This is a genomic window from Pyxidicoccus caerfyrddinensis, from assembly GCF_010894405.1.
In the GTDB taxonomy this organism is placed as follows: domain Bacteria; phylum Myxococcota; class Myxococcia; order Myxococcales; family Myxococcaceae; genus Myxococcus; species Myxococcus caerfyrddinensis.
In genome coordinates this window covers 206,309-218,447 of the sequence record NZ_JAAIYA010000008.1, presented here as the reverse complement: position 1 = coordinate 218,447, position 12,139 = coordinate 206,309, and the positions used below count along the sequence as shown (strand labels likewise).

Genomic DNA, 12,139 nt, shown 5'->3' with positions numbered 1-12,139 from the left:
TTCCGCATCCGGCCGACAGGGCGTCCCCGCATCACCCCTCCTCATCGTGAACGACGCCACAGCTTGCCGTTGCTGCTCAAACACAGTCAAGCTCTGGCCAGACAAGGAGGCCCGAGCAGAACATAGGAGGGGTTGGGGCGCTGTTGAGGGGGGCAGGTACAGAGGGGCGAGGAAGGCCGCAGACGGGTGCCACTCAGGCCTCCCCACGCGGAGTGGCCAGGGGAGCACCCGCCGGCACGGGGAGGCTTCGCAGTCCGCGCAGGGGTGTCGGCAACAGCCCGAGCGCGCACATCCCGGTGCCGAGCGCCGCCAGGAGGATGGACTGCCGCAGCCCCAGGGCTTCTCCCAGCACGCCCCAGCAGCGAGCCCACCGGGAGCAGGGCGTTCACGAGAAATCGCAGCGCGGCTCCCACGCGCCCGCGCAGGTGCTCGGGCGTGAGCGCCTGGTACAGCGCCAGGACGTTGGACTGGAACAGGGGATGGGTCAGCCCGATGATCGCCTGCGCCGCCCCAGCAGCGGGAGGGCCGCGGCCTCGTGGAGTCCCGCGGCGGGAATCAGCAGGTCCGCCAGCGCCCCCAGCGCCAGGGCGCCCACCAGCGCGGGGCCCACGCCCATGCGCGCGGTGAGGCGTCCCACCAGCAGCGCCCCACCAGCGCTCCCAGTCCGAACACCGCTCCCATGCTTCCCACTTGGCGCGGCGCCAGGACGAGCTCCCGCGTCACGTAGAGGAAGTACACCCCGAGAATCATCCCGCCGAACAGGTTGAAGAGCCCCGCGCACGTCGCCAGTGGCCCCAGCAGCGGCTGGCTCCAGAGAAAGCCGAGGCCCTCCGCCGTGTCCCGCCACAGGCCGAGCGAGGGCCGCGCCGCGCGGTAGCAATGCATTGCGCACGCCAGAAGGGAGCCCCCTAGGACTCATCTGTCATTCTCGATGGAAAGCGGCCACGTGGAACGGAATGCGCGGCAGGCATCGTCACAGACATGCAGGGGTTGTGGCCTGCTCGGTCTCAGCATTTCAGCTGTCGTACCGCGAGCGCCATGCAAGCTTGAACCACCAGAATCCAGCCACAATCAATACATTCAATGGGCGCCTATCACGGATTCGTCACACGAGAGCAGCGGCTCATCCAAATGACCCCTCTCATCCAAGGGATATCCGCGATCAACCAGCCGAAGATTCGTCTGACCTCGGACGGCGACACGCCGGGCGGAAGGCACCTCCCGGCCCGGCGTGTCCGTGACCTCGTCGCTACCAGTAGACGAATACGGACGAGACGCGGTCGTTCCACGAGTGCCAGTTGAACGGCCAGATGAACGGGTACCAACCCCATTCGCTCAGCCTGCGGACCGCCCAACCACGGCCAACCCAGAGCCAGTGGCCACCATAGTTGGCGTGCTCGCCGAGCAGCGTCCAGCTTCCGCACTGAGTGCCCCACACGGACGAGATGCGGTCATTCCAGTAGCCGCCGACATAGGAATAGCCCCAGCCCGGATACACGGTGAAGCGGTTGCCACCATAGTTGGCGTGCTCGAAGAACACCGTGGGCGAGTTGCACACGACCTGTTGCAGGCTCGTCGGCTGCTCGGAGGGATACTGGTTGGTGGACCTCAGGTACGCCTGAAGCTCCGCCGAGGTGCGGAAGCCCTGCACCACGTTGAGCTGCGCCGACGTCGCATCGAGGACGTAGTGCACGAGGTGGATGTTCTGCGCGCGGATCTGCGCGGGCGTGTACTGCACTCCATTCACGCGGATTGGCAGGTCGGGCAGGAAACTTGGGTCGGGCTGCGTCTCGTCGTCATAAGGCGGATGGTCCACGAACACGTTCGACAGAGGCATCTGGGCGAGCTGTACGTCCGCGATGGGAGTGGACGGCGTCTGGTGCTGAGGCGTGTGCTCGTACGAGCTGATGGGGACCAGGGGCACGCCGACGGCGGCCCACGCATTGGTCACGGACCGTACCGTGGCCGCGTCATAGCCGAGCTGTTGCGCGGCCTGCTCCATGGCCGTCTTGGCCTGCACGAGGTTGGTGCTCGGCGTGAAGAGGTCCGTGTTGGCCTTGTAGAAGATGCGGCCCGCCTTCTCGGGACCGATGGGGTCCACGTAGATGCTCGTCTTCCAGTGCGGGTGCGTGCCGCCCTTGGAGAGCAGGGAGAAGACGAGGTTGACGATGCCGGAGCTGTAGTGCACGTCCACGCCGGAGGAGTAGTCGCCGTAGTAGTCGAGCGAGTCGCCGTCCAGTGCCGGGTCGTCCATGTACCGCAGCGCGTCCCCGGGGATACCCGGCGTCCACACGTCCTCCCCCACCTTGAAGACATCCGCGTCGATGGCCCAGGAGCGTGACCAGCTCTCGCACACGCCCGCGAAGATGTCGGAGATGCCCTCGTTGAGGGCACCGGACTCACCCGAGTAGATGAGGTCCGACTCCCATTCCGTCACGGCGTGCGTCAGCTCGTGGACCGTGACGTCCCCGTCCTTGGCCAGCGCGCTGGCGTTCACGCCATCACCGTCGCCGTACACCATCTGGGTACCGTCCCAGTAGGCGTTCACATAGTTGACCCGGTAGTGCACCGTGCTGATGAGCGTGGCGCCCGCGTTGTTGATGGAGTCGCGGCCGAAGAGCAGCTTGTAGCAGTTGTAGGTGAACCCGAGCTGGTCGTAGTTCTGGTCCACGTGGTCGTCGCCGGTGGAGGCGCTGCCTTCGCTGCGCCGGAGCGTGCCCGGGAGGGTCGTGCCCTTGTTGGCCGAGTACACCCGGCGGTTGAGCGCCGTGTGGATGCGCGGGTGCACGGCGAGCAGCGCGCCGTCCTTCGCATCCACGTAGATGAGGTCATCCGTCCGCATGCCGTCGCGCTCGCCCTTCACGCGGACCTGCCACGCCAGGTGCAACGCCTGGTCGTGCTCGGGGCGCAGGAACACCCGCTCCGCCGGGCCGTCGACGAGGGCCGGCTCCGCGCGCGAGCCGCTCAGCGCAACCTTCGTGGCGGTCCCGGCTGACACCTTCGCGTCCGTGGAGACCGGCGTGTCGTCACCGCGCGCCGAGCCGTTGGCCGCGTACACCTGGCCTTGCGGGTCCACGTGCACCACCAACTGACCGCCGATGACGGGCAGGCCCTGATGGAGTTGATTGAAGCGCAGGTGCCGGTGGCCCTGCGCGTCCACGGACTGCTTGCGGAACACCAGGTCGTTGCCGTCGAGGCGGAACATCGGTGCGAGGTCGGTCAGCACCGCGCGAACGTCCTCACCGGATTCCCGCGCCCGCGCCAGGGACTCCGCGGGCACGCGCCCGAAGTCGCCGCGGACGAAATAGGGCACGTCATCCTGGACGCCGAGCACCTCGACGTCCTTGACGCGTGCCAGCGCCGACTTCGCGCCGACTGCCTTCGCGGGGCCCGTGTCGCGCGGGGCCTCCTCGGAGGGGGAACTGCACGCAGCCAGACTGGTGCCAAGCCAGGCTACACAGAACGTCTTCACGAGCCATGTGCTCACGGAATGACCTCTCTGTGACGGGGAGAGGCAGGTCACACCATGAACGCCAGGGATTGATCAAGAGTTTTTCTGGTTTTACCGTTTAGTCTCGACTGAGCGTTTGATTGCAGGATTGGCGGAACGGTCGTCTGACAATGTGAGGCATCTGCCCATGTCCAGACCACCGGGCGCGAGAGGTTGATGTGGGCGCACCGTGCTCCGGGAGGCCGCGCAGCCCCTCACGCCCCTGCCGGCATGACGCCTGTCGAGCAAAGGCGTCGCGCACGGTGGAGCGCATCAGGAGCGCATCGGGTTCCGGCGCTCCAGCTTGAGCCAGTGGGTGGTATCGCCCACGTTGGGATTGAAGCCCGGGGAGGGGGAGAGGATGACCTCGCCCCGGGCGTTCATCCACTGCTCGGTGTAGCCGGCGGGCAGGTACATGCCTTGCTGGGTGTAGGGATTGGTGTAGGTCTCCACGCCCGCGAGGTACTCGCGATGGCTCTCGGCGATGCGGTCGAAGGAGTGCATGCGCTCCTCGTGCAGTTGCTGGCCGAGTTGCTGGATGTGGGCATTGTATTGCTGGAGGGCCCGGCCGAAGGCGGCGGTGTCCGCCATCTGCTGGGCGAGGCCCTGGCGGAAGAGCTGGCGGACGATGGAGTAGGTGGCGAGCCACTCTGGCGTGAAGTGTGCGTTCTGGAGCACGGCCTCGAGGAGGGCGGCGTTGCGGTCCAGCTCGCCGCGGGGCGCGCGGCAGGTGGTGGCGGACTGCACGTTCCACATCGCCATGCCTCCCGCCATGGGCGCATACGCGAGCGTGAAGGTGACGTCCTCCTCCCACGGCTGTCCTTGCGGGTCGAAGGTGTAGCGCAGGCGCACCGTCTGGGCCTGCCAACCCGGGTCCTTCGCGGTGGCGAGCTGCGCGAGGCGCGGGAAGTCCTGACGCGCGACGGGCGGGCGGCCTCGCAGGTGTGGCAGTGCCTGGGGTGCCCAGAAGCCCTCGACGAAGCGCGCGGGGTCCGACTCGGGCGGAGCGAAGAGGGCGCCCATCCAGTTCTGACCGGGGTACGCGAGGCCCGGGAGCTGGTTCGTGTACGCGAAGTGCATGGTCGGCAGCCACTCGACTGTGAGGCCGGTGCGAGGGTCCGACAGGCGCAGGCGCAGGTTGGCCAGGACGCTGAGCTCGTGCAGCCACGCGATGTGGCCCTGGGCCTGCCACCCCTCGGGGACGAGGAAGTGCAGGGCGGTGCGGCCACCGGCGGCGGGGTCCTCGAGAGTCCGGGGCAGGAGCCGCAGCGCGCTGGGAGGGGGCGGAGCGGAAGGCTGCATCGGCGCGGGGGGATGGAAGGGCAGGGGGTGGGGCGCGGCTCCAGGCGAGGGTGGCGCATGGGGCGGAGCCGGATGGAACGGGAGGGGCTGCGCGCCGGGCGGTACGCCGAGTGCCGCGCGAGTCACCACGACCTGGCCAGGCTGGGCATTCCCGCGTGCGTAGACCAGCTGGAGTTGTGAGCCCACGGGGCCGCGGATGGCATCCACGAGCTGGGTGCCACTCAAGCTGGCGACGGGGAGGCCATTGACGGCGATGAGCCAGTCACCGGGGCGGAGGCCCGCGAGGTCGGCGGGGCCTCCTGGCGCGAGTGAGTCGATGAGGACGCGTCCGTCAGGCGCCTGTTTCAGTCCGAACCCCGCGCCTCCGATGGTTGGCGGCCCCGATTGCCACACGGAGGCGAAGGCGAGCGCCAGTGAAGCGCAGAGCAGTGTCGCGAGCAGCGGATCCATCAAGCCGTTCCCCCAGGGTCCGCGCAGCGTAGCGTGCAGGTCGCTACACGCTCAATGCGGGACAGGGGGAGGCCTTCTCGTCGCCATACGAGCTGAAGTGGGGGCCGCACCTATATTGCGATATTGATTTGCAAAATCAAGTAGTGCGAGTTCACCCACGGGCTGCTATGTGGGGCCGCGCTGTCGAGCAACCTCTCGCGTCCGTTCCGCGAGCACTGGCTGGATGAAACCGTGAGCACATCAGGCAGGCGTCCGTTCCCCCTCTTCGCGATTCTCGGTGTCGTCGCCGTGGTGGCCGTCATCGGCGTGGCCGTGAAGCTTCAGCAGCCCTCCTCGAAGGAGTCCGCGTCGGTGGCGGAGGCCCTCTCGCCCGAGGCCGCCGCGAAGCAGGCGACCGTCACCATCAAGCACGCGCAGGGGACGTCCGTCGTTCCACTCAATCCCCAGCGCGTCATCGTCTTCGACCTGGCGGCCCTGGACATCCTCCAGGCGCTGGGCGTGGAGGTGGTCGGCGTCGCGGGGGACCAGTTCCCGCTGCACCTGGCGCCGTTCGCCGACGCGAAGTACCCGCGCATGGGCACGCTCTTCGAGCCCGACTACGAGGCCCTCCACGCCGCGCGCCCGGACCTCATCATCACCGGCGGCCGCTCCAGCGCGAAGTACGCGAGCCTCGCGCGCATCGCCCCCACGGTGGACGTGCCCATGGGCGGGGTGCACTACATCGACACCGTGGTTGCCAACACGCAGATGCTGGCGCACATCTTCGGCAAGGAAGAGAAGGCTCGCGAGCTCGTGGACGGGCTGCGCCAGTCCCTCGCGAAGCTGAAGGAGACGACGGCCAGCCGCGGCAAGGGCCTGGTGGTCCTCGTCACGGGCGGCCGCATCAGCGCCTATGGCCCGGGCTCCCGCTTCGGCGTCCTCCACGAGGACTTCGGCGTGCCCGTGGCCGCCGAGGGGCTCAACGCGTCGCTGCACGGCGAGGCCATCGGCTCGGAGTTCATCCGGGAGAAGAACCCGGACTGGCTGTTCGTGATTGACCGCGACGCGAGCATGGGCCAGCAGGGCGGGGCGAAGCAGGTGCTCGACAACGAGCTGGTACGCCAGACGACGGCCTGGACGAAGGGGCAGGTCGTCTACCTGGAACCGCTGAACGCCTACCTCATCGGCGGTGGCATCCAGGCGGTGAGCCGCCTGCGAGACCAGGTGGCGGAAGCCTATTCCGCACGGGTCCCCTGACCGGCCCGGGCATCGATGCGCCTCCTCGTCGCCTTCATCGTCATCGTCCTGCTGGCGCTGGGCAGTCTGCTCATCGGCGTCAGCAACGTGTCGTGGCACTCACTCTTCTCTCCGAGCGCTGACGAGCAGGCCCTCCAGGTCCTGGTCATCAGCCGGATTCCCCGGATGCTGGCCGTCATGCTGGTGGGCACCTCCCTGGGCGTGGCGGGGCTCATCCTGCAGATGCTCGTGCGCAACCGCTTCGTGGACCCGGCGACGGCGGGGGCCGCGGAGTCCGCGAGCCTGGGCCTCCTGGCCGCCACCATCCTGGCCCCTCAGCTTCCCGTGCTCGGGAAGATGCTCGTGGCGGCGGTCTTCGCCCTGGCGGGCACAGCCTTGTTCCTGCTCATCCTGCGCCGCATCCCGCTGCGCTCGGTCCTCATCGTCCCCCTGGTGGGCCTGGTGCTGGGCAGCGTCTTCGACTCCATCACGACCTTCTACGCCTACCGGATGGACCTGCTTCAGTCCGTCAACGCCTGGAAGACGGGCGACTTCTCCAACGTCCTGCGAGGGCGCTACGAACTGCTCTGGGTGACGCTGGGGCTGACGTGCTGCGCCTATATCGCGGCGGACCGCTTCACCGTGGCGGGCATGGGGGAGGCCTTCACCACCAACCTGGGCATGAACTACTCGCGCATCATGGCGCTCGGGCTGGTCATCGTCTCCCTGGTCACCGCCATGGTGGTCGTCACCGTGGGAATGGTGCCCTTCCTCGGGCTGCTGGTCCCCAACCTCGTCAGCCTGTTCACGGGCGACAACGCGCGCCGGGCCATTCCGTGGGTGGCGGTCGGTGGCGCGGGCTTCGTGCTGCTGTGTGACATCCTCGGCCGCGTGGTGCGCTTCCCCTACGAAATCCCGGGGGCGACCATCGCCGGCGTTGTCGGCAGTGTGCTCTTCCTCTATTTCCTCTTGCGGAGGGACGCCCGTGTCGGCTGAGCGCGTCGCGGCGGCGCGGCGACCCGAGCGCACGCTGCTCATCCTCGGCTGCGCGACGATTGCCTGCGCCCTGCTGTTCCTGCTGTTCAACGCGAGCGGCCAGTGGGACTTCGTCCTGCCCTTCCGGGGGCGGAAGCTGGCGACGGCGCTGTTGGTGGGCTACGCCATCGCCGTCTCCACGGTGCTGTTCCAGACGGTGTCGGGCAACCGCGTGCTGACGCCCGCCATCCTGGGGTTCGACAACCTCTACGTCTTCATCCAGACGTGCCTGCTCTACTTCCTGGGCTCCGGCACGGCGGCGAGCCTGGATCCCCGGCTGCTGTTCGGCGTCGAAATCCTCATCATGGTGGCCTTCTCGGCCGTCCTGTACTGGGGGCTCTTCAGTGGGGGAGGGCGCAGCCTGCACCTGGTGCTGCTGACGGGCGTGGTGCTGGGCGTGCTCTTCCGCAGCCTCGCGTCCTTCCTCCAGCGCCTCATCGACCCCAACGAGTTCATCTTCCTCCAGGACCGGTTCTTCGCGAGCTTCAACAACCCGGACCAGGAGCTGTTGCTCGTCTCGTTCCTGCTGACACTGGGCGTGTCCATCGTGGGGTTCCGGATGCTCAGGACCTTCGATGTCCTGGTGCTGGGCCGGGAGATGTCCATCAACCTGGGCGTGGACCACCAGCGCACGGCGGCCATCATCCTGGTGCTGGTGGCCATCCTCGTCTCGGTGTCCAGCGCGCTGGTGGGGCCGGTGACCTTCTTCGGTCTCCTGGTCTCCAACCTGGCGCATGCGCTGGTGCGCACGTACCGTCACGCGCTCGTCCTGCCCGCCGCCGCGCTCGTCGCCGGGGTGTGCCTGGTCGCCGGGCAGTTCATCCTGGAGCAGGTCTTCGCTTTCAACACCAACCCCCGAGTCATCATCGAGTTCGTGGGCGGGCTGGTGTTCATCTCGATGCTCATGAGGAAGGCGCCGGTATGATCGAGACGAGGAACGTCACGAAGCGCTACGGCGATACGCTCGTCGTCGACGACGTCACCCTGCGGCTGCCCGTCGGGGGAATCACCTCCATCATCGGGCCGAACGGCGCGGGCAAGTCGACGCTGCTGTCGATGGTCAGCCGGGTGCTGCCGATGTCGTCGGGCACCGTGCTGGTGGATGGGCTGGATGTCCGCACCACGCCGGGGGACGTGCTCGCCCGCAGGCTGGCCATCCTGCGGCAGGACAACCACCTGACGTCGCGGCTCACCGTGCGGGAGCTGGTGACGTTTGGCCGCTACCCGCACTCCAAGGGACGGCCCACGGTGCAGGACCGCGAGCACGTGGAGCGGGCCATCCACCACATGGGCCTGGACGCGCTCGCCGAGCGCTTCCTGGACGAGCTGTCCGGCGGCCAGCGCCAGCGCGCCTTCGTGGCCATGGTGCTCTGCCAGGACACGGATTACGTCCTGCTGGACGAGCCGCTCAATGGCCTGGACCTGAAGCACTCGGTGGCGATGATGAAGCAGCTGCGCACCGCGGTCGACACGCTCAGGAAAAGCATCGTCATGGTGCTGCACGACCTGAACTTCGCGTCCTGCTACTCGGACCACCTCATCGCGATGCGAGATGGCAAGGTCACCTTCCAGGGACGCCCCGAGGACATCATGCGGCCGGAGGTCCTGCGGGCCGTGTATGACCTGGACATCTCCATCCAGCGCATCGACGGCGACTGGATTGCCACGCACTATCGCTGACGTCGCGCGGACGACGGGAGCTGACTCCCGGGCCGTGATGCTACCTCCCGCCGCCGCAGTCGCGGATCGCGGCGTCTCTGTCGAACGACCGCTGCTTCCATGCCTCACGAAAGCAGCCGAGTGTCTCGGGCGTCGCTTTCCGGCACATCGCCACGGCGGTGTCCAACCAGTCGGACCGGATGGACAACGCGCTCCTCACCCCAAGGAAACACTCGGCGGTGTTGGGGGTAGCACGGCTGCACAGGTTCTCGACGTGCCGGCTCCAGTCCGACATGACGACGAGCGAGGGCTTCACGTCCTTCACGCAGCTGACCGTGCTGGGAGAGGGTCTCTTGCACAGGCGTGCCACGTAGTCCGCCCGACCGGACCACGACGAAGAGAACAGTGGAGTGGCCTCGCTGATGCACGCCGCACGCGCAGCTCGATCCGCCCGACTGTCGGGCTTCTCAGCCCGGGCCAACGAAGACAGCAGCGCCACGGAGACAAGCAGGACTCGGAACGATTTCCAGGAAGAAGGAGTCATATGCAGAGACTAACCCCCGCCAGGCTCAAAGGTTAATGCTCAATCCCGCGGGGTGGCTCGAGCCGCGGAGCTCATCCGCAACAGTGATACGGAAGAAGTCGGGGCACGGCTGGACTCACATACAGAAAAATCGGGACGGCCCTTCCTGTTGAAGGTGCAACTGGAGTACGGAAATGCCCGCCGTACCTCCAGGAGGGTGTCCATGAGCGCAAGGAATCACGCCGTGTCCTCTGTCGTCAGGGCCGTCTGGCTGGTGTGCGTGGTGGTGGCGGGGTTCAGCTGTGGGGGAGGGGAGCCGCTCCCGGGCACGGAGGAGGTACGGACGCAGCAGTGGAGACTGGCGGCGCAGGGCACGCTCGCGGTGGAGTCCCACAACCTGGTGTTGAAGCCGGACGGCACGGTGTGGTCCTGGGGCATCAACTATGGAGGAGACCTCGGGGATGGGACGACCACCCACCGGGGGACGCCCGCGCAGGTGCCGGGCCTCACCGGCGTGACGGCGGTGGCGGTGGGCAGCGGCTACTCGCTCGCGCGGCGAGCGGATGGCACCGCGTGGGTGTGGGGCTACAACACCTACGGGCAGCTGGGGGACGGGACCACCACCGGGCGGCTTTCGCCCAAGCAGGTGCCGGGCCTCACGGGCGTGGCGGCCCTGGCGGGGAGCTTCAGTCACTCGCTGGCGCTGAAGTCGGACGGCACCGTCTGGGCCTGGGGGCGCAATGCCGAGGGGCAGCTCGGGGATGGAACGACCACCCAGCGGCTGACGCCCACGCAGGTGCCGGGCCTGTCCCTGGCGACGGCCGTGTCGGGAGGCTATGCCTTCTCGGTGGCGCTGAGGGCGGACGGCACCGTCTGGGCCTGGGGTGACAACACGTACGGGCAACTGGGGAATGGGACGACCACGAGCCGGCTGACGCCCGCGCCGGTGCCGGGCCTCACCGGCGTGGTGGTCTTGAATGCAGGTCACTCCCACGTCATGGCGGTGAAGTCGGATGGCACCGCCTGGGTCTGGGGTGACAACTTGTACGGCGTGCTCGGGCTCGGGGATGCGACGATGAGCCGGCGGCTGACGCCCACGCAGATTCCCGGCCTCACCGGCGTCGCGTTCATGGACTCGGGCGAACATTATTCGGTGGCGTTGAAGACGGACGGCACCGTCTGGGCCTGGGGCAACAACTCCTATGGGCTGATGGGAGATGGGACCGGCGGCATCAAGCTGACGCCTACGCAGGTGCCGGGTCTCACCAACGTGACGGCCCTGGGGGTGGGCCGCTATCACTCGCTGGTGCTGAAGCAGGACGGCACCGCCTGGGCCTGGGGCCGTCACGACACGTTGGAGTACGGGAACCTGGGCGCCGCCGAGGCCGCGTACCCCTCCGCCACCCAGTTCACCGGCGCCCAGCGGGCCGTGGGAGGCCTGTATCACTCGCTGGTGTTGAAGACGGACGGCACCGTCTGGAGCTCCGGGAACAACAGCTCGGGGCAGCTGGGAGATGGAACCGTCACGCGGCAGGTGACGCCCACCCAGGTCCCCGGGCTCACGGGTGTCGCCGACGTGTCGACGGGGTTCTACCACTCGCTGGCGGTGAAGACGGACGGCACCGTCTGGGCCTGGGGCGACAACGCCCAGGGGCAGCTGGGCGATGGGAGCACCACCGCGAGCTTGGTTCCCATCCAGGTGGCGGGGCTCACCGGCGTGAGGGCCGTGGCGGTGGGAAGCGGCTTCTCGCTGGCGTTGAAGACGGACGGCACCCTCTGGGCCTGGGGGCGCAATGCCGAGGGGCAGGTCGGGGATGGAACGGGTCTTCCCCGGGCGACACCCACCCAGGTGTCCGGCCTCACTGGAGTGACGGCCATGGCGACGTCCCCCGGCGCGTACCACGCGCTGGCGCTGAGGTCGGACGGCAGCGTCTGGGCCTGGGGCTCCAACACCTATGGCCAGCTGGGAAATGGGACGACCACCCAGCGGCTGGCGCCGGTCCGGGTGACGAGCCTCACCGGCGCGGTGGCCCTGGCGGCGGGCTCCGACCACTCGCTGGCGGTGAAGACGGGTGGCACCGTGTGGGCCTGGGGCGACAATGCCTATGGCCAGCTGGGGGACGGAACGGTGACCCGGCGGCTGCTGCCCGTCCAGGTGCCAGGCGTCGCCGGGGCGACGGCCCTGGCGGCGGGCCAGCGTTACTCGTTGGCCCTGATATCGGATGCCACCCTCTCGGCCTGGGGCATCAATACCTATGGCCAGCTGGGGGACGCGACGCGGACCACTCGGGTGACAGCGGTCAAGGTGCCGGGCTTCGCCGGCGTGGTGGCCCTGTCCGCGGGCCACTATCACTCGCTGGCGGTGAGGGTGAATGGCACTGTCCACGCCTGGGGCTTGAACCTCTACGGACAGTTTGGAAACGGCAGGTCGGGATTCTCTCCGACGCCGCTCCAGCTCTGGTGAG

General features: G+C 68.1%; 8 protein-coding genes. 5 read left to right on the top strand and 3 right to left on the bottom strand.

Annotation, left to right across the window (positions count from 1 at the left end):
- Positions 1 to 555: 555 nt before the first annotated feature.
- From G4D86_RS20595 to G4D86_RS20585, 3 genes are all read right to left on the bottom strand, one after another.
- Positions 556 to 885 (bottom strand): MFS transporter, encoded by a 330-nt coding sequence (locus tag G4D86_RS20595; protein WP_163995694.1) that lies wholly within the window; start codon positions 883 to 885, stop codon positions 556 to 558.
- Between the two features lie 364 nt (positions 886 to 1,249).
- On the bottom strand, positions 1,250 to 3,487 hold the full coding sequence (locus tag G4D86_RS20590) for a M4 family metallopeptidase (protein WP_240360374.1): 2,238 nt from the start codon (positions 3,485 to 3,487) through the stop codon (positions 1,250 to 1,252).
- Between the two features lie 276 nt (positions 3,488 to 3,763).
- Positions 3,764 to 5,242, bottom strand: a complete 1,479-nt coding sequence (locus G4D86_RS20585; RefSeq protein WP_163995693.1) for a PDZ domain-containing protein — start codon at positions 5,240 to 5,242, stop codon at positions 3,764 to 3,766.
- A 231-nt stretch (positions 5,243 to 5,473) separates the two neighbouring features.
- Here G4D86_RS20585 and G4D86_RS20580 point away from each other — a divergent pair, with 231 nt between their 5' ends.
- The 5 genes from G4D86_RS20580 to G4D86_RS20560 all read left to right on the top strand — a co-directional run bounded on the left by G4D86_RS20580 (position 5,474) and on the right by G4D86_RS20560 (position 12,138).
- Positions 5,474 to 6,478, top strand: a complete 1,005-nt coding sequence (locus G4D86_RS20580; RefSeq protein WP_163995692.1) for a siderophore ABC transporter substrate-binding protein — start codon at positions 5,474 to 5,476, stop codon at positions 6,476 to 6,478.
- Between the two features lie 15 nt (positions 6,479 to 6,493).
- Positions 6,494 to 7,453, top strand: coding sequence for an ABC transporter permease (locus tag G4D86_RS20575; protein WP_163995691.1), 960 nt, complete (start codon positions 6,494 to 6,496; stop codon positions 7,451 to 7,453).
- Positions 7,443 to 8,417, top strand: coding sequence for an iron chelate uptake ABC transporter family permease subunit (locus G4D86_RS20570; RefSeq protein WP_163995690.1), 975 nt, complete (start codon positions 7,443 to 7,445; stop codon positions 8,415 to 8,417). Before G4D86_RS20575 ends, G4D86_RS20570 begins: the two co-directional genes overlap by 11 nt.
- Positions 8,414 to 9,172, top strand: a complete 759-nt coding sequence (locus tag G4D86_RS20565) for an iron ABC transporter ATP-binding protein (RefSeq protein ID WP_163995689.1) — start codon at positions 8,414 to 8,416, stop codon at positions 9,170 to 9,172. The genes G4D86_RS20570 and G4D86_RS20565 overlap by 4 nt, the downstream gene beginning before the upstream one ends.
- Before the next feature lie 725 nt (positions 9,173 to 9,897).
- The gene (locus G4D86_RS20560) at positions 9,898 to 12,138 is read left to right on the top strand and encodes an RCC1 domain-containing protein (RefSeq protein ID WP_163995688.1); all 2,241 of its coding nucleotides are present in this window, start codon (positions 9,898 to 9,900) and stop codon (positions 12,136 to 12,138) included.
- Position 12,139: the final 1 nt, after the last annotated feature.